The sequence below is a fragment of the Desulfatitalea tepidiphila genome, assembly GCF_001293685.1.
GTDB lineage: Bacteria > Desulfobacterota > Desulfobacteria > Desulfobacterales > Desulfosarcinaceae > Desulfatitalea > Desulfatitalea tepidiphila.
This window is the reverse complement of record NZ_BCAG01000001.1, coordinates 852,717-870,530: the sequence shown is the minus strand read 5'-3', so window position 1 is coordinate 870,530 and position 17,814 is coordinate 852,717. Positions and strand designations below refer to the sequence as shown.

At 56.8% G+C, this 17,814-nt stretch carries 14 protein-coding genes; 8 read left to right on the top strand and 6 right to left on the bottom strand.

All coding sequences use genetic code 11. The annotated features are described in order from the left end of the window. Positions 1-39: 39 nt before the first annotated feature. Both DFT_RS03765 and DFT_RS03760 read right to left on the bottom strand, forming a co-directional pair. Positions 40-1,425: a class II fumarate hydratase gene (locus DFT_RS03765; RefSeq protein WP_054029882.1), complete on the bottom strand. Its 1,386-nt coding sequence runs from the start codon at positions 1,423-1,425 to the stop codon at positions 40-42. Between the two features lie 197 nt (positions 1,426-1,622). Next, positions 1,623-1,892 (bottom strand): hypothetical protein, encoded by a 270-nt coding sequence (locus tag DFT_RS03760; protein ID WP_054029881.1) that lies wholly within the window; start codon positions 1,890-1,892, stop codon positions 1,623-1,625. A 317-nt stretch (positions 1,893-2,209) separates the two neighbouring features. Between DFT_RS03760 and DFT_RS03755 the strand changes: the two genes are divergently transcribed. The 4 genes from DFT_RS03755 to mltF all read left to right on the top strand — a co-directional run bounded on the left by DFT_RS03755 (position 2,210) and on the right by mltF (position 8,029). Further along, positions 2,210-3,937, top strand: a complete 1,728-nt coding sequence (locus DFT_RS03755; RefSeq protein WP_054029880.1) for an adenylate/guanylate cyclase domain-containing protein — start codon at positions 2,210-2,212, stop codon at positions 3,935-3,937. Continuing rightward, a complete protein-coding gene (locus DFT_RS03750; RefSeq protein WP_083453299.1) occupies positions 3,930-4,934 on the top strand; it encodes a polysaccharide deacetylase family protein in 1,005 nt (334 codons plus the stop codon). The genes DFT_RS03755 and DFT_RS03750 overlap by 8 nt, the downstream gene beginning before the upstream one ends. Next, a complete protein-coding gene (locus tag DFT_RS03745; RefSeq protein ID WP_054029878.1) occupies positions 4,931-6,256 on the top strand; it encodes a hypothetical protein in 1,326 nt (441 codons plus the stop codon). Before DFT_RS03750 ends, DFT_RS03745 begins: the two co-directional genes overlap by 4 nt. A gap of 138 nt (positions 6,257-6,394) precedes the next feature. Next, a complete protein-coding gene (gene mltF / locus DFT_RS03740; protein WP_083453298.1) occupies positions 6,395-8,029 on the top strand; it encodes a membrane-bound lytic murein transglycosylase MltF in 1,635 nt (544 codons plus the stop codon). Positions 8,030-8,110: 81 nt separating this feature from the next. On the opposite strand, the gene DFT_RS03735 is transcribed toward mltF, so the two are convergent. Next, positions 8,111-8,914 (bottom strand): crotonase/enoyl-CoA hydratase family protein, encoded by an 804-nt coding sequence (locus DFT_RS03735; RefSeq protein ID WP_054029876.1) that lies wholly within the window; start codon positions 8,912-8,914, stop codon positions 8,111-8,113. Between the two features lie 293 nt (positions 8,915-9,207). Here DFT_RS03735 and DFT_RS03730 point away from each other — a divergent pair, with 293 nt between their 5' ends. The 4 genes from DFT_RS03730 (at position 9,208) to DFT_RS03715 (ending at position 14,732) form a co-directional block, all read left to right on the top strand. Continuing rightward, entirely contained in the window at positions 9,208-10,344 is a 1,137-nt protein-coding gene (locus DFT_RS03730) for an NADH:flavin oxidoreductase (protein WP_054029875.1), read from the top strand. Further along, a complete protein-coding gene (locus DFT_RS03725; RefSeq protein WP_054029874.1) occupies positions 10,341-11,885 on the top strand; it encodes an acetolactate synthase large subunit in 1,545 nt (514 codons plus the stop codon). The genes DFT_RS03730 and DFT_RS03725 overlap by 4 nt, the downstream gene beginning before the upstream one ends. 61 nt (positions 11,886-11,946) lie before the next feature. Then, a complete protein-coding gene (locus tag DFT_RS03720) occupies positions 11,947-14,169 on the top strand; it encodes a molybdopterin-dependent oxidoreductase (RefSeq protein WP_054029873.1) in 2,223 nt (740 codons plus the stop codon). Then, entirely contained in the window at positions 14,166-14,732 is a 567-nt protein-coding gene (locus DFT_RS03715; protein WP_054029872.1) for a 4Fe-4S dicluster domain-containing protein, read from the top strand. The genes DFT_RS03720 and DFT_RS03715 overlap by 4 nt, the downstream gene beginning before the upstream one ends. Positions 14,733-14,860: 128 nt before the next feature. On the opposite strand, the gene DFT_RS03710 is transcribed toward DFT_RS03715, so the two are convergent. From DFT_RS03710 to DFT_RS03700, 3 genes are all read right to left on the bottom strand, one after another. Then, on the bottom strand, positions 14,861-16,561 hold the full coding sequence (locus DFT_RS03710; RefSeq protein ID WP_054029871.1) for an acyl-CoA dehydrogenase family protein: 1,701 nt from the start codon (positions 16,559-16,561) through the stop codon (positions 14,861-14,863). Positions 16,562-16,685: 124 nt separating this feature from the next. Further along, a complete protein-coding gene (locus tag DFT_RS03705; protein ID WP_054029870.1) occupies positions 16,686-17,108 on the bottom strand; it encodes a MarR family winged helix-turn-helix transcriptional regulator in 423 nt (140 codons plus the stop codon). 163 nt (positions 17,109-17,271) lie between these two features. Beyond that, positions 17,272-17,712 carry an Hsp20/alpha crystallin family protein gene (locus tag DFT_RS03700; protein ID WP_054029869.1) on the bottom strand — a complete coding sequence of 147 codons (441 nt, stop codon included), beginning with the start codon at positions 17,710-17,712 and terminating at the stop codon, positions 17,272-17,274. Positions 17,713-17,814: the final 102 nt, after the last annotated feature.

Here is a 17,814-nt window from a genome sequence, read left to right as displayed (position 1 = left end):
TACCATGACTTCGTGTCTCCGGGCCATGCGAATCGCACCTCAGCCCAGTAGCTCATCAATTCTTTTTTCAGGCAGCACCCTTGCCTCGGTGACCACCTGACGAATGGTTTTTCCGGTATCGTAGGCGCGCTTGGCCAATTCGGCGGCCCGGTCGTACCCGATGTCGGGAACAAGCCCGGTCACCAGCGCGAGGCTTTGTTCGATGAACTGTTCGCATCTTTTTTCGTCCGCTTCCAACTTTTGAACACACTTGTCGGCCAGCAGACGAGCGGCGACCGCTACCATGTCCAGAGACTGCAGCAGGTTGTGGGCCAGCAGCGGCAGGGTCACATTCAACTCGAAATTTCCGGACTGACCGGCGAGGGTAATCGTCGTATCGTTGCCCATCACCTGGTAGGCCATCTGGATCACCGCTTCCGGGATCACGGGGTTGACCTTGCCCGGCATGATAGACGAACCGGGCTGCAAGGCGGGCAGCCTGAGCTCACCGATACCGCAACGGGGGCCCGACCCCAGCCAACGGATGTCATTGGCGATTTTCACCAGACCGACCGCCACGGTCTTGAGTGCGCCGCTGGTTTCAACGACCGCATCGCGCGCACCCTGGGCCTCGAAATGGTTAGCCGCCTCGGTGAACCGGATCTTGGTCAGGTTGGATAGGCGCTCGATGGTCGCACCCGCAAACTGGGGATGGGCATTGAGACCACTGCCCACGGCCGTACCTCCCAACGCCAATTCGCACAACCTGGGCATGACCGCGTCCATACGCTCGATGGCCAGATCGATTTGGCGAACGAAACCCGAGAAGGCCTGGCCGAGCGTCATGGGAACGGCGTCCTGCAGGTGGGTTCTTCCGATTTTGCGCACATGATTGAAGGCGATCGACTTTTGGGCCAGCGACGCCCTCAGATGGTCGAGGGCCGGCCGCAGGGCCTGGTCGATATGCCGGGCCGCCGCGACATGCAACGCCGTCGGTATCGCATCGTTGCTCGACTGTCCCATGTTGACATGGTCGTTGGGGTGGACCGGCGACCTTCCGCCCCGTTGCCCGGTCAATATTTCGTTGGCCCGTGACGCCAGCACCTCGTTCATGTTCATGTTGGTGGAAGTGCCCGATCCGGTTTGAAACAGGTCCACCACGAATTGATCGTCGAAGGCACCGGTAAGAACCTCGTCGGCCGATGCGACAATGGCATCGGCCAGGCGGGTCTCCAAAATTCCCAATACGGCATTTGTCTGCGCCGCGCAGCGTTTTACCAGGGCCAGGGCGTGTAAAAAAGCCGTGGGAGGTTTGATCCCGCTGCCTGCGAAATTCTCTGCCGCCCGTTGGGTTTGAGAGCCATAGTACGCCTCTGCTGGAACACGCACGACGCCCATGCTGTCTTGTTCTTCACGAAATTCCCGGGAGGCGACGATCGAAGGCATGGTTGCCCCTCATAAGCAGTTAAAATAGGTTACAATACCACTAAACATAAGTATGAACCAGTCATTAAAGCCTCAAGCAAAAAAACAACACAACCCGCTCAGCGCTCGGGAAAGGCATCGTTCAAAGGGCGTTTACGACACCTTCCCCGAACAGCGTTGGGCGGGATAAGAGGCCACCTTTCGCCTGGTTCGGCCATTTATCCGGGCATTCTTTCAATATTGCCGACGAGCTGTGCGATCTCTATCCCCAGGCCAACACACTGTTTACCGGTCAAACAGAGCTCCGCGTCGCCATCTTCAAGATAGGTTTTCAGCTCATGGGCATCCTTTTTCAGGTCGACCACCCACCGTTGCTGCTCATCGCTGTAGTTGACGTCGATATCGATGCCGCATGTACCGATATCGGGGTATATCTCACGGATTTTCTCACAAAGTTCATTTTTATCGATGTCAGGTCTGTTGCTCATGTCATCCTCCTTTGGCTGGATGTAAAAGATTAACCACGACTATAATCATGGATCGGGATTGTAAAAGGGTACGGCAACGACTGAGCGTCCGAAATCGATCCGAAGCGGACCTGTCCAAGGACCGCACCCAATCCCTTTGACAACAGGGTGTTATGTCTCTATAGTGTCTCTCATGGTCAACGGCCGCCCACGGCACCCGTTTCGCAAAAATATGCTGGTTCTTCAGCATATTAGGACCGGAGGTCGACCGGGGACTCATTGAAAGTCGATCGATCCCGCTCGTTGCGTTACTGTTTGATGGAGGTAGGAACAAATAGATGCTGCCGTTTCTAAGGCCCATAGCCACCTTCCTCGGCCAGGTGCGCGGACGCCTGCGCCGGGGTCATGTGACACGCGACGACCTGTTTATTGGTGAGGTCCTCAAACGCAACGGCATCATTACCGAGTTCCAGCTTAAAAGCGCCCTGGACAGCCAACGCGAGATCCTGATCCAAAAGGGCCGCGCAGTCAGGCTTGGCCAAGTCATCGTGGAACTGGGTTTCGCGGAAGAATCGGCAATTATCCGAACGATCAACAGCGAATACCAGATCGAAGTCACCTCCCTGTCCGATGACATCCGGGAATTGCTGGCCTATAAGTACGGCAGCTATTTCGAACGACTGCCCCGTCCGCGCATCCCCATGTGGCTTCAGATGGCCGTGGCCACGACGTTCATCATCGTGTTGACCATCTTTACCCTCAGCATGGTGGTCCTGGGCCAACAAAAAGAGCGGCTCTACGAACAGACCGTGCGTCTGGGCATGGTCAGCCTCAACTATTTTGCCAACAATGCCCCCATCCCGCTGCTCGAAGATGATATTTTGAGACTCAACACCCTGATCAAGGAAGCGGCGCGTGTCGAGGGGTTGCGGTATGCACTAATCGTCGGTACCAACAACCTGATCAAAGCCCACACGGATATCAACCTGATCGGGGTCCCCTTCAAGCAATTCGCCGAAAACCCGGTCACCACCGAAAAAAGCGACGTCACCTACTACAGCTACGATCGGCCGGACGGAGAACGGCTCCTCGACCTTTACCGCAACATCAGCTTCAAAGACAAACTCCTGGGGCAGGTTCACGTAGGCATCTCATTGAATTTCATAGAAGATCTGGTACGACAAGAGCGCATCTCGGTGGTCTTGATCACCCTGGGCATTCTGGGCGTCGGGCTGCTCGTTGCGCTGCTCTACGGCTTTCGTTTTTCAAGACCGATCTCGGATCTGCTCAAAGCCACCCAGGAGATCGCCAAGGGCAACTATCAGTTCCGCGTACCGGTCAAACGCAATGACGAACTGGGGACGTTGGGCGCCTCTTTCAACAAGATGGGTCAGGAGCTGTGGAAAAATGCCATGACCCAGAAATCCTTTGGAAAATACGTGGGCAACGAAGTGCTGGACATGATCCTTGCCAATCCGGAAACCGAATGGTTAAAGGGAACCCGAAATGAGGCGACGATTCTGTTCGGCGATGTGCGGGGCTTCACCTCTTATGCCGAAAGCAAGGCCCCCGAACAGGTGGTCGAGGCGTTGAATGCCTATCTCGAGATGGCGACCCGGGTGATCATCAAATATGGCGGCTATATCGACAAGTTCATCGGTGACGCGGTGCTAGGGGTTTTTGGCGTTCCGGTCTTCCGACAGGATCATGTGGAGCGCGCGGTGCGTGCCGCCCTATACCTGCAGGAGGAGTTGCTCAAGGAGAGCCTGCACGGCAACAAGCTGCTGGCCTCGGTGGGCATCAGCATCCATACGGGCGAGGTGGTGGCCGGCAACGTCGGTTCCCAATCGAAGATGGAGTACACCGTCATCGGCGACAGCGTCAATCTGGCTTCCCGGCTCAACGCATTCGCCGGCGCCGGTGAAGTCATCGTCAGCCGGCAGGTTTGCGAGCGCCTGAGCGCATCCCTCGAGGCCGAACATTTGGGGCAAAAGGCCATCAAAGGCAAATCGGAACCCGTGGACATTTTCAGGGCCCTTCGAATCAAAAGTCGAATTCATGCTTAAAAAACTGAGACCCAAAATGATCATCTGGCTGATCGTCTGGTCCATCGTCCAGGCGACCGGGCCGATTTTGGTGTCTGCGGCGCCGAAGGATTCGGATGTCATCAATGACAGAGATTTCGTCATCGTGACCGTAAAATCCGAGGAGTCCCTGGCGAGCCTGGCCGGTCAGTACCTTGGCAGTATCCATAAGGCCTGGCAGATTGCCGATTATAACGGCATCTCGAGCGTTACCCCGGGACAACGCCTGGTCATTCCCCTCAGGCCGATCGCCTACGGCGGCCTCGACAAGAGGGGATTCCAGACGGTACCGATCCTTTATTATTCAAAACTCACCGCCGATCCTGACGATAAAAAGAGGGTATCCGCCGCCGACTTCGACACCCAACTGCAATTTCTTCGTGAACAAGGATATCGAACGGTATCGCTGGATCTGTTCGTCGCATTCCTTAATTTCGAAGAGCAACTGCCTCCCCGAACCGTGATCATCTCCTTCGACAGCACCGAGCGTTGGGTCTATGACATCGCCTATCCCATCCTGCTGCGCCATGGCTTTCAGGCCGCCCTCTTCGTGCGCACCGACCGCATGGATCAGCCGGGCCACCTCACGTGGCAGGAAATCGATAAACTGGCGGCCGCCGGGTTTGATATCGGCACGAGTGGTCTCTCCGCAAAGATTTTAACGCGCCTCCAATCCCAAAACGACCCCGAAGCGCATATCAAGGCGCTGGAATTGGAAATCGGTGAGCCCCGCAGGATCATCCACACCCATCTGAAACGGCCCTGCCACTACTTTGCCTATCCCGCCGGACTGACCGATGATCTGGTCGTTGCCCTGCTGAAAAAGCATGGATACAAAGCCGCATTCACACGCAGGGAGGGCGGCAACCCGTTCTTCGTCGATAACTATAAAATTCGAAGATCCATCATCCAGAAAGACAAAGACCCCCTGAAATTCCGGGAGCTTCTGACAACCTTCAATTCGATGGACCTGCGATGAACGCCATCCGACAGCTTCTTTTGTTTACCTGCTGCGTCATCGCTTTGAACGGCTGCGGTTCTTTCAAACAAATGGTTTCGACCCTTTTCCCAGACCCACTTCACGAGGTGTATCGAAAAAAGGCCGTGCAGCATGAAAACGAACAGGAACCCCAACAGGCGCTCTTCGCGTGGCGCGTGGCGGCACGATTGAATCCCGACGACAAAACGATACCAGACCAGATCAAGATCCTTGAGGAGCGCATCCTCAAGTCGGCGAATGAACACTATAAGAGAGGTGTCGATGACTATCACAACGGCCGGTTGAACAGTGCGCGCAGCCATTTTTTGATCGCCCTGCGCATCATGCCCAATCACAAAGGGGCCTTGAAGTATCTCAAAACCAGGCTGCCGAACAGCGAAACCCCCGTTTACAATGTGGTTCGGGGCGATTCGTACTCCAAAATTGCAACCGATGTGTATAACGACGCCGCCAAAGCCTCGATCATCGCCTATTTCAACGACTTGGATCCCCAGAAACCGCTTCTGATCGGGACCGATCTGATGCTGCCCGAGCTGTCTCCGAAGGTCACCTCGCCCCGCAATGACCTGGAAGCCCTGGTGCAGCGCGCAAAATCGGCCCTGGAGAATCGCCGCTACCGAGAAGTCCTTAAAATCGCATCTGAAATTGACCAACGGCAGCCCCACCACCCTGCCGCCAATGACCTCAGGGACGCAGTGTTCTTTCAACGTGGCATGGCACTGCTGGAGCAGCGGAAATATGTACCGGCCATGGCCCAACTGAAGAAGGTCAGTCCTCAATATCCCGGCAGAGCGAAAGCCATCGACAGGATCAGAAAACACCTTTCGGCAGAGGCGACCGTTGCGGAGCTGGCCCAGGCGCAACATTTCCTCGATGAAAAATCCTATGCCGAAGCGATCATCATCTGCGAAGAGATCCTCACCCAGGATCCGTTTAATAAAAAGGCAAAAGCCATTTTCAACGCATCTCACTATGCCTGGGGGAAAATGCTGCTCGAAGAGGGAAAAGAGGCCGAAGCCATAACGACATTAAACGCCCTCGATCAGGGATATCAGGACACCGCCCAACTGCTGGCCCAGGCTCGCGCCCAACTCAACGCCCGCTCGGAATCCCTCTATCGCAAAGGGGTCCGCCTTTTCCTGAACGAGGAACTCGAAAAAGCCATTGGGGCATGGGAGCAGACATTAGAGCTGAACCCGCATCATCCCAAGGCGAAGCAGGATATCGAGAACGCCATTCGTCTTCTGGATAAATGGCGTGATCTGGATCAAAAGGAGGATACAACGGCCCCTTTACATTAGCGACCGGGCCAAAAATCCGTCAAAATCGCTACATCTGATTGATATCTTAAAATTATTTACACCTTCGCCAATTCCTGTGCCTAAATCGAATTCCGGTTGAGCTCATTCCACCTCTTCTTTTTCCGCCGATTATGGTCCATGTGTGACAAAAATTGCCTGTGGCCTGCTCTGGGCAGTTACCCTTTTTTGCACGCTTCTAAAAAAGGGTCTGCGCCGTTTGCCTGGTTAATCGGACAAATCCAAGCAGATAGACCGACCAGTGGGTCAGCGGCCGTCATTGGCGTTCTTTTTGCTTGTCAGATCATAGACCAGAGGTTAGGTTCCCTTTTTCGGTCGGTAATTTGGAATGGGTGGCCATGGAGCTCATATTATATATTTTTTCAGATGCTTAAAAAATTAAAACATACCGCGGTATGCCTCGCCGCACTGGTCGGGTCCATCACCTTTACATCCTGTGATCGAACCCTGATGCTCAATGACCTCGAAGCGGTCGAGGACCGAGGGGAACTGGTGTTGCTGACCCGTAACAATTCCGCCTGCTACTTTGAGGCGGCCCACGGCTACGCCGGTTTCGAATTTGAATTGGCCCGGGCTTTTGCCCACCACCTGGGTGTAAAATTACGGACCGTCATTGTCGAAGAGGAAGCAGACATGGTCGAGCGTCTGCTTCGTGGCGAAGCCGACATCGCGGCGCCCGGCTTCCCCTTCGGCGCCCCCACCAACCGCATGGTCAACCTCGGCCCAGGATATCTCGAGGTGCACGAGCAAGTCGTGGGACGACGCGGCGGTCCCGCCATCCTCCGACCCGAGGACCTGAATCAGTTCCAGCTTTGGGTGACCCGCAACAGCGCGGGTTTGGAACAGCTCAAGGTGCTCAAGGACCGATACGACGATATTCGATGGCGTACCCTTGCCGATCGAACCAGTGAAGAGATGCTTCACATGGTCTGGAATGAATCTGTTCCATTAACCATCGTGGAATCCAATGTATTGACCCTGAACCAACGCTACTATCCGGAATTGGTGGTCCACATGAACCTGGGAGAGCCGCAACAACTGCGCTGGGCCATGCACCCCCAGAGCCGGCATCTTCATCGCGCCGTGGCCCAATGGTTCGCTCAAGCGGGCACCCAGGAGACGATCAAGGGCCTCGTCAGCCACTATTACAGTCATCTGGAAGATTTTGACTACGTCGATATCGCGCGTTATCGGCGTCGCATTTTCAATCTGCTGCCGAAATACAAGAACTACTTCGAAGGGGCGGCCGACCATTATGGATTGGACTGGCAACTGATTGCCGCTCAGTCGTATCAGGAGTCACACTGGAACCCGCGCGCCAAAAGTTTTACCGGCGTACGCGGCATGATGATGCTGACACTTGAAACCGCCAAAACCCTGGGCCTCAAGAATCGAATGGCGGTGGAGGATTCCATCTATGCCGGCACGCGTTATATGGCGCGCCTGCACCGCTTGGTGGGAACCGACGTGGCCGAACCCGATCGCACCTTGATAGCCCTGGCGGCCTACAATCTCGGATTTGGTCACCTGCAGGATGCACGACTGCTTGCCCGCAGGATGGGCAAACCAGACAACACCTGGCGAAGCCTCAGGGAAGTTTTACCGCTGCTGCAACAAAAAATATACTACCAGACGCTTCCCCATGGATATGCCCGCGGCACCGAAGCGGTCCAGTATGTCGACCGCATCCGCACCTACTACCAGGTGTTGAACATGGCCATGGCACCCGATGGGATGAAAGCCGTCGGGGGATAGTCCGCACCGCACCGTCCGGGAAACGACTCATTGCGGATCCACCGACCTGAATTCATTATATCTTGCACCCAGCTGCGTACGTCAATCCCTGTCCGCGAACTTGGGTGGCCGCTTTTCGAAGTTGGCTGTCACCGCCTCGATTTGATTGGGCGTTCCTATCAGGGAACGCTGTAGGGACTCTTCCAGCCACAGGCCCGCCTCGTCATCGCTATGCCATGCACGCTCCAACAAATGTTTCGCCGCTGATACGGCATGGGGGGATTTAGCCGCCAATTCGGCCGCCATGCGAAGGGCCTCTTCCAGGGGTTGATCGCATACGCCGGTGACCAGACCAAGCTTTTCAGCCTCGGCGGCCTCCACGATACGTCCGGAGAAGGTCAACTCCTTGGCCACATCGATGCGCACCAGATCGCGGAGGGTCTGCGTCAGGGACATGTCCGGGACCAACCCCCACTTGATCTCCATGACGGAAAATCGCGCATCGGGCGCAGCCAATCGAATGTCGGCCCCCAAAGCGATCTGAAGCCCGCCACCGAACGCCACGCCGTGGATCGCCGCAATCACCGGCACCGGCACCTGCTTCCAGACCATACCGGGCATCTGGGCATTGTTGGCCTTCTGGCCGGGTGTGCGTTCAAAAAGATCACTGCCTTTTTTGCGCCCGCCGCCCATTTCGGCAAAGCTCTGAAAATCGAGTCCGGCGCAAAACCCCCGTCCCTCTCCTGATATCACCACCGCCCGGACCGACCGATCGTTTGCCAGGGCCTTTCCCGTTTCGATGATCGCTGCAAACATCTCCGGACTCAGCGCATTGTATTTATCGGGACGATTGAGCCGTACATCCGCCACATGGTTGTCAATATTCACTTTCACCAACTCGGTCATAAGCTCTCCTCTTGAAATAGACGATGCGATGCAGGGCTATTCTATTAGACCTGACCTCTCTATTTGTCAACGCAACCGTAGCGATAAAGAGCGCTTGGGAATGAGTCAATTTTTCGATATTGTCATACATCTATCGGTTTCAACGAACAAAAGTGTTCTCGTCATTGCGAAAATGGATGGGACATAGTATCTTTAGTCAGTCTCAGACATGGCAGCATGGCAGTGACCGGCTTTCCCTCATCGAAAGCCATGAACCCGGATCACATCCATGATACAGCTCAAGGGGGGACACGATGCCAAAACTCTTCGAACCGACCACGATTCACCATCTTCCGCTGAAAAACCGTTTCGTGCGCTCGGCCACATGGGAAGGCATGGCCGAGGCAGACGGCACCTGCACCCCCCAGTTAACCAGGTTGTATGCCCAACTGGCCGACGGCCAGGTGGGGCTTATCATCAGCAGTCACGCCTACGTCACCCAGGAGGGTCAAGCCACGCCCTGGCAGCTGGGTCTGTACAAGGACGAACTGGTCGAGCCCCTTCGCCGATTGACGACGGCCGTGCATGATCGGAATGGTGCGATCGTGGCACAACTGGCCCATGCGGGCTGTTTTACGAACCAGAAACTGACCGGCAAGCCCCCCCTGGCCTTGTCGATCCTGGATTCAAAGGGCGCAAAATGGTATCGGGAGGCCAGCGCCTCAGACCTGGACGAGCTCCCCGCCCAGTTCGCACGGGCCGCAACCCGCGCGCAACAAGCAGGATTTGACGGCATTCAACTCCATGCCGCCCATGGCTATCTGCTCTCCCAATCGCTCTCCCCCGCTTTCAACCAGAGGAATGATCGATATGGCGGATCGCTTCAACATCGGGCGCGCCTGATGCTCGCGGTGTTGTCCGCCGTGCGCCAGGCCGTGGGCCGGAACTATCCCGTGCTGGCCAAGGTCAACTGCGCCGACTTTGTCGACGGCGGCCTGGAAATCGATGAGGCGCTCCAAGTCGGCCGCATGCTCCAGGACGGGGGCGTCGATGCCATCGAAGTGAGCGGCGGTACGCTTGTCTCCGGTGCACTCAGCCCGATCCGTCAAAACATCACCGCCGAAGAAAAAGAGGGCTATTTCAGACAGGCCGCCAGCCGTTTCAAAGAAGCGCTCTCGGTCCCGATTATGCTGGTGGGCGGCATTCGCTCTTTGTACCTGGCCGAAAAGCTCCTGGCCGAGGGAGTAGCGGATTACTTCTCCATGGCGAGGCCCTTTATCCGCGAACCGCACTTGATCAAACGCTGGCAAGCCGGAGACAGGCGCAAATCGACCTGCCTTTCGGATAACCTGTGCAACCAGGCGGCCAGGGCGGGCGAGGGCCTCTACTGCGTGGTAGAGAGAAAATTGAGCGAAAACAAGAGATCATCCAAGGAGAAAGGAGCTCTATGAACGGGGCTGAATGTTTGATGCGCGCACTGGCCGATGCCGGCATGACGCTTTGTTTCACCAATCCGGGAACGACCGAAATTCATCTGGTGGCGGCCTTGGAACAGGAACCGCGCATCCGGACGGTGCTCGCTCTTTTCGAAGGAGTCGGTTCGGGCGCCGCCGATGGCTTCGCCCGCATGACCGGGCGGCCTGCCGCCACACTGCTTCATTTGGGCCCCGGACTATCCAACGCCATGGCCAACTTCCACAATGCGCGCCGAGCGCAATCACCGATCGTCAATCTCGTGGGCGACCATCCCTGGCCGCACCGCAAAAACGACCCACCGCTGGCCTCGGACATCGCGACCATGGCCAAGCCCGTGTCCGGATGGGTACGCGAAGCCACGGATGCCAGGCGTCTGCCCTCGCAAGGCATCGCCGCCCTCCAAGCCGCCATGTCCCCGCCCGGACAAGTGGCCACGCTGGTCATCCCCGCCGACTGCGCCTGGGGGGAATCGTCGCCGTACGAGGAGAGAATCGTTCTTCCCGAAGCTGCCAAAGTCTCCGAGCATGCCGTAGATAAAGCGCTTCAGCTGCTGCTCAACGGCAAACCCACCGCGCTGATCATCGGCGGCAAGGCCCTGCTGGAACCCGGATTGAAAGCCGCGGCGCGCATCGCCCAAAAAACCGGGGCCGTGGTCATGTCCCAAACCTTCGATGCCCGTTTTGAGCGAGGCGCAGGATTGCCGGTGGTCAAACGGTTGCCCTACTTTCCGGAACGGGCCAGAAAGCGGCTCTCCGGTTATCCCCAGGTCATCCTTGCGGGGACCAAAGCCCCTACTGCATTTTTTGGTTATCCGGATCAATCCACGCGGGTCTTGCCCGATGAGTGTGACGTGCACAAGCTGGCCGAACCGTTCCAGGACGCCACTGCCGCCCTGGAAGCCCTGGCCAGGTCCATCGGTGCCGGCAGGATAGAACCGGCTTTGCAGCAGGTAGAGCGCCCGGATTTGCCGAGCGGCCCCCTGACCATCGAATCGGCCGGCGCCGCAATAGCCGCCCTTCTGCCGGAAAACGCCATCGTCTCAGATGAAGCGGGTACTTCCGGCGGCCATGCCTACCTGTTTAGTGCCGGCGCACCGCGTCATGACTGGCTATGCCTCACCGGCGGCTCGATCGGTCAGGGGGTGCCCCTGGCTACCGGCGCGGCATTGGCCTGTCCGGACCGCAAGGTCATCTGTCTCCAGGGCGACGGCGGGGCCATGTACACCCTGCAGGCCCTCTGGACCCAGGCCCGGGAAGGGTTGGACATCACCACCGTGATCTTCTCCAACCGCAAATATCAAATTCTCCAGGCAGAGCTGAGCCGTCTGGGATTCAAGGCCCCTGGTAAGGCCACCCTGAGCACGATGGACTTGAGCCGGCCGGATCTGGATTGGGTCAAATTGGCCCAGGGAATGGGCGTCAGCGCCACACGCGCCGAAGATACCGATTCTTTCATTAAAATGTTCGCCCGTGCATTGCAGTCGCCGGGTCCTCACCTGATCGAGGCCCGGTTGTAGAAGACACGCCCCGGGAAGACAGTAAGGCCCACAGCCAAACAACGGAAAAAATGGAGGTCCCATGCCACAATCAAGCGCTTCCGATAAAAACGTCCGCATCGTCAGGGCGACCTCGGCGTTTGACTGCGGCGGTCGCTGCCCGCTCAGGCTGCACGTCAAAGACAATGTCATCGTGCGGATCGAAGGAGACGATGCAGAAGAGCCCGATCAACTGAGGACCTGCCTACGCTGCCGGGCCTATCGCCAGTATATTCACCATCCCGAACGGCTCATGTATCCACAGAAGCGGGTCGGCCGGCGCGGTGACGGTCAATTCGAGCGCATCTCCTGGGATGAAGCCCTGGACACCCTGGCCAATCAGCTCAAACGGGTCAAAAAAATCTACGGCAACGGTGCTATTCTTCTGATGACCGGTGGCGGTTACCTGGCCAGCCTGCATCGCGGCGGTGCGGCGGCCCAGAGACTTCTCAACATGTTCGGCGGCTATGTGACCCATTACGGCAATATCTCATCCGAGGGGGCCGTATGGGCCTCCCTGACCCAATACGGCTCGGTCATGGTGGGGCATAGCCGCGAAGACATGCTCAACTCGAGGCTGATACTGCTGTGGGGCTGGGACCCGGCACGCATGATATCGGGAACCAACACCATGTACCATCTCATCCACGCCAAGGAGAACGGCGCACGCGTCATTGCCATCGACCCCCGTTATCACGATACGGCCGCCACCGTGGCCGACCAGTGGGTTCCCATCCGGCCGGGCACCGATACCGCCGTGATGGCGGCCATGGCCAACGTGATGATTCGCGAAAAGCTCCAGGACCAGGCCTTCCTGGATCGCTATACCGTGGGTTTCGATCGATTCAAATCCTATCTGCTCGGCGAGGAAGACGGCGTTGAGAAAACGCCGGAGTGGGCGGCCGGCATCTCCGGTGTGCCGGCCGACATCATCGCCAGTCTCGCAAGGGAGTACGCCACGACCCGGCCGGCGGCCCTCATGGATTGCCAGGGACCGGCCCGTAGCGCCATGGGCGAGCAGTACAACCGCTGCGCAGCCACCTTGTGCGCCATGACCGGCAACGTGGGCCGTCCGGGCGGCAGCGCCGGCGGGGGCTTGATGGGCATTCCCGTCGCCCACATGTTCCGCAGCCCAGGCATCCCGGCAGGGAAAAATCCTTTCGAGCTGGAGGGCCCCAAAGTCAAAGGGACCCTGGACATCCGCGAACGTGTGATCAAGCGGATCCACATCAACACCCTTTTCGATGCCATTTTGAAGGGCAAAAAGGGCGGCTATCCGTCGGACATCCGAATGGCCTGGTCCATGTGCAACAACTACCTCAACCAGACCGGCAACAGCAACAAAGCGGCCAAAGCACTCCAGAGCCTTGAGTTTTTCGCGACCCAGGAGCTCTTCATGACACCCCAGGCACGCTATGCCGATATTCTTCTGCCGGTCACCAGCACGGCCGAACGCAGTGACCTGATGCGCCCCTGGCCGTCTGGGCCTTATTTCATGTTCAGCAACCGGGCGCTCGAACCCCTGGGCGAATGTAAGGACGATCTTGAAATTGCCACTGAATTGGCTGCAAAACTCGACATTAAGGATTTCGAAACACATTCCGAAGAGGCGTGGCTGCGGCGCCTTTATGAACGGAGCACTGACCTGAAGCATCACATTCGAGACTTTGATCGATTCAGGCAGGAAGGCATCCATCGCATCGAGCTGGAAACCCCGGTGGTGGCTTTTCGCAAACAGATCGAGGACCCCGAAAACCATCCGTTCGATACGCCTTCCGGAAAAATCGAGATCTACTCCCAGCGCGTGGCAGACATTGTCGACGGCTTGTGTCCGCCAATCCCCAAATATCTGCCAACATCTGAAGATCGTAACGACCCGCTCTCCCGAAAATATCCCCTGCAGCTGATCACCCCCCACCCCCGCAACCGGGTTCACTCGGAGATGTACAAAGTCGAGTGGCTGCGCGAGACCGAACCCCATCGGGTATGGATCAATCCGGTGGATGCAACGCCGAGAGGCATTGAAGATGGCGACGAAGTACATGTTTTCAACGATCGGGGCACCATTGCCATCATTGCCTGGGTCACCGAGCGTATCATCCCCGGTGTCGTCTCGGTCACCGAAGGGGCCTGGTACGCGCCGGACGCAAACGGCATCGACCGCGGCGGATGCGCCAACACACTGACCCGCGACGCCTACTCGGGTGGCGGTGCTGCCGTGCTCAATACGTCGCTCGTCGAAGTCATGAAGGGGAAACGGTCATGAATCAATTCGGATTCTATTTCGACCAGACACGCTGCACGGGTTGCAGCGCGTGTCGCGTAGCCTGCAAGGATTGGAACGACATTCCGGCCGGACCGGAAAACTGGATGCGCATTACTTATACCGAGAAGGGAAAGTGTCCCGACGTCTTCGTCAGCTATCTGGCCTCACCCTGCTGGCACTGCGACAATCCTATGTGCGCAGCCGCCTGCCCGGTCGATGCCATTCACAAAAGAGAAGAAGACGGCATCGTCGTCGTCGATCGCGACCGCTGTTTGGGCAATTCGGCCTGCGACGAAAAATGCCGTAAGGCCTGCCCCTATCATGCGCCTCAATTTGGCCCTGAGCCGGGCGCCAAGATGGGGAAGTGCAACCTTTGTCTGGACCGCATCCAAGCAGGGAAAAAACCCATCTGTGTGGATGCCTGCCCGGTCCGGGCAATCGACGCCGGGCCATTGGACAGCCTCGAAAAACAATACGGTCGGGCCCGAACCGCAGCAGGGTTCACCTATGCCAAACGGGTCAGGCCCGCCGTCGTTTTCAAACCCAAACCCACGTCGCCCTGAGCAAGTCCGAGGGGGGACGTTCTGGCAGGCCCGGGCGACATAAGAATACCCATTTTCGATCCTAGTCGGAGCTGACCAAGGATCTGATGTGTGACCTGAAAAATAGAACCCGTTTGACCAAGCCGGCCTTATGGATGTTGTTCGAATGCATCCACCAGCGGGGTGATGTGGTTATCCCAGACCCGCCGGTAGCGCGCCTGGTCCCCGGCTGGATTTCTGATCATCTTCAAGCAATGGGCCGCCTGCACGTCCGTAACCCCAGGTTTCTGGGACAGCTGCAGGGCAAACTTCGAGAAGTCCCGAATCATGAAGTCGAATATCTGATCGAGAACGTCTTTGTCCACTTCCTCCAGGTTGGCCTCTTCGATAATCAACTGGCCATATGCCACTAAGGTGAAAAGCTCTCCCAGGGAGAGAAGAAAGTCGATGTCCTTGGACTGATCCTTGCTCGGCGGGGCGGACATGAGCAAGTCGCGCAGCAGGTTGACCTGCTCCTTGAAGATGGCCGTGTTGGGGAGATCGACCGAGTCGTAAGCGATCTTGTAGTCGTGGAATTTGATCTTGCCCAGACCTCGCGTCGGTCCCTGGTCGAAGAGAAACGTGTCGTCGACCGGATCGGTGCGTCTGGGAATGTTCGGAAATTCGCCCGGACTGAAGAAATAATTGGCCATGAACTTGACGACGAGGGCCATGTTCACATGCACGGTGCCCTCCAGTTTGGGCAGTGTGCGGATGTCGCGGGTGGCGTTTTCGAAATACATGTCCTTTTCAAAACCACGCGCCGCGATCACGTCCCAAAGCAGGTTGATAACCTCCTCGCCCTCGCAGGTGACCTTCATTTTGACCAGGGGATTGTAAAGCAGGTAACGGCGGTCATCTGCCGAAGCCGAACGCATGTAGTCCGCCGCCCGCCTTGCGAAAAGCTTCATGGCCACCAGCTTGGAGAAGGCGTCGGTGAACAGTCGACGGATGTGGGGGAAGTCGGTGACAAAGCGCCCGTACAAGTTGCGATGGGCCGCATGGTTGATGGCTTCGTAAAAGCAGTGTTCACCGATGCCTAACGATGCCCACCCCAGATTGAACTTGCCGACGTTGACCGTGTTCAGGGCCGCGTCCCAGGCATCCTGGCCGGTGGACAGGATCTCATCGTCCGTCAGCGGATAGCCATTGAGGGCATATTCGGCCACGTAGCCGCTCCAATCGACGGTGTTCTTGACCAGATCGTAGTTCGGTGCTTTGGGATCGGCCACGAAAAATACGTATTCCCCGGTTTCGGAATTTTTCGCGAATGTAGAAACATAGGCCGCTTTGTTGGCATTACCGATGTAATATTTGCCGCCATCGGCCACGTAGCGCCCCTGGGCCAGCGGAGTGACCATCATTTCCGACGAATAGAGATCAGCGCCGTGCGTCCTTTCGGACAAGCCGAAGGCGAAAATGCCCCCTTGGGCGAGCAAATCAGCGGTCTTTTGTTTTACCTTTTCGTTGGCACTCATCCAAATCGGACCCAATCCCAGGATGCTCACCTGCCAGGCATACCAGTAGGACAAGCCATAGAAACCAAGGATCTCGTTGAAGTCGCAAATCCGGGTGGTGTCCCAGCGGGCGTCCTTATGAGCTCCGGCGTACCGGGACGGGGTCAGCAGATCGGCGAAAATGCGATTCTCTTTGATAAAGTCGAAAAAGTCCTGATGCCAGACACGCCCGCGCAAGTCCTCCTTGCACCTCTCCTTGCCCTTGGCTTCGAAAAACGCGATGGTCTTTAACATGATCTCCCTGGAACGTTCGTCCAGATGTTCATACTTTTCGGTCTTGGGATTGAGTAACATGTCGCTACGCCTTTCCGTTTTGGGTTTTCTGCAACCACTTTGCCAAATGCCCTGACGCGAACGTAAGCTGTGCAGGCCCCCAGCATAGTTCGCATACGAACCATCAGCACAAAAAAAACACGCCTCAAACAAAATCCATTAAAAAACGCTTGAACAGCACCCGTTCCTCGGCGGAAAAGCCGGCCAGCAGATCGTCGTTGACCGCCTGCCTCAACCTGATCAACTCTTCCTTCATCTCGTTGGCCTTGAGCGATGGATAGAGCCTTTGGACACGGCCGTCTTCAGGATCAGGCCGCCTTTCCAGCCAGCCCGCCTCGTTCAGACGATCGATCACTCCCGACATGGTCGCCTTGTCCAGAATGAGGTTTTTGCCCAGCTCCGCAGCGGTGAACCCCTCCTGGTACCAGAGCGCTTCCATCACAAGATGTTGCATGTTGGTCAACCCGTGAGGCTTCAGGCGCTCCTTGAAACGGCCATGGGCCTTCTGGTAAGCCTTGGCCAGAAAAAAAACAATGCAATCGGGCAAATTGTCACGGTCCCACTTCATCACACAACTCCTTCGGATGCGAACTATCTCAACCCGACGAGCCTGTCAACCGATATCGTGATTGAATCTTGGAGGGAAACGGATCGGATGACGGCTTCACGCAAAAGGCAGCCCCCTGGGCCGCCTTTTGCATTGAGCCGTCCGTCAGCGGGTGGATGGAAGGCTATTTGATCTTCACATCGATGGCTTTGGGTTTGGCTTCCGCAGATTTGGGAACATGCAGGTTGAGCATACCGTCCTTGAACGTGGCCTCGATCTTGGTCTCATCCACATTGTCCGGCAGGGTGAAGCTGCGCATGAAGGTACCGAAATATCTTTCGACGCGATGGAACTTCTTGTTTTTCTCTTCCTTTTCTTGTTTTCTCTCCCCTCGAATGGTCAAGACGCCATTGTCCACTGTCACGGAGACATCCTCTTTCTTCACTTCCGGAATTTCCGCCTTGATCATGAACTCCTTTTCCGTTTCCGAAATATCCACCCGAGGCGCCCAATCACCGGTGGCCATCATCTGCTGGCTGGACCTGCGCGGCCAATCCAGCGCCCGGGTATAGCGATCGAACACATCCTCCATCTCCTTGAAAGGGTCCCATTTGGTCAATTGCATGGTTCTGCCTCCTTTCTGAATGGGTTGTCGAAATCTGACTTGTTTTTAAAGACGCAAAAGACATGCCGGGACAGGATCTGTCACATGACAGGCATCTATCTA

What these genes read in the sequence shown, in the direction of transcription:
- DFT_RS03710 (WP_054029871.1), bottom strand. Translation starts at nt 16,561, where the DNA reads ATGTTACTCAATCCCAAGACCGAAAAGTATGAACATCTGGACGAACGT.
- mltF (WP_083453298.1), top strand. Translation starts at nt 6,395, where the DNA reads ATGTGTGACAAAAATTGCCTGTGGCCTGCTCTGGGCAGTTACCCTTTT.
- DFT_RS03700 (WP_054029869.1), bottom strand. Translation starts at nt 17,712, where the DNA reads ATGCAATTGACCAAATGGGACCCTTTCAAGGAGATGGAGGATGTGTTC.
- DFT_RS03760 (WP_054029881.1), bottom strand. Translation starts at nt 1,892, where the DNA reads ATGAGCAACAGACCTGACATCGATAAAAATGAACTTTGTGAGAAAATC.
- DFT_RS03755 (WP_054029880.1), top strand. Translation starts at nt 2,210, where the DNA reads ATGCTGCCGTTTCTAAGGCCCATAGCCACCTTCCTCGGCCAGGTGCGC.
- DFT_RS03765 (WP_054029882.1), bottom strand. Translation starts at nt 1,425, where the DNA reads ATGCCTTCGATCGTCGCCTCCCGGGAATTTCGTGAAGAACAAGACAGC.
- DFT_RS03750 (WP_083453299.1), top strand. Translation starts at nt 3,930, where the DNA reads ATGCTTAAAAAACTGAGACCCAAAATGATCATCTGGCTGATCGTCTGG.
- DFT_RS03705 (WP_054029870.1), bottom strand. Translation starts at nt 17,108, where the DNA reads ATGAAGTGGGACCGTGACAATTTGCCCGATTGCATTGTTTTTTTTCTG.
- DFT_RS03745 (WP_054029878.1), top strand. Translation starts at nt 4,931, where the DNA reads ATGAACGCCATCCGACAGCTTCTTTTGTTTACCTGCTGCGTCATCGCT.
- DFT_RS03730 (WP_054029875.1), top strand. Translation starts at nt 9,208, where the DNA reads ATGCCAAAACTCTTCGAACCGACCACGATTCACCATCTTCCGCTGAAA.
- DFT_RS03735 (WP_054029876.1), bottom strand. Translation starts at nt 8,914, where the DNA reads ATGACCGAGTTGGTGAAAGTGAATATTGACAACCATGTGGCGGATGTA.
- DFT_RS03715 (WP_054029872.1), top strand. Translation starts at nt 14,166, where the DNA reads ATGAATCAATTCGGATTCTATTTCGACCAGACACGCTGCACGGGTTGC.
- DFT_RS03725 (WP_054029874.1), top strand. Translation starts at nt 10,341, where the DNA reads ATGAACGGGGCTGAATGTTTGATGCGCGCACTGGCCGATGCCGGCATG.
- DFT_RS03720 (WP_054029873.1), top strand. Translation starts at nt 11,947, where the DNA reads ATGCCACAATCAAGCGCTTCCGATAAAAACGTCCGCATCGTCAGGGCG.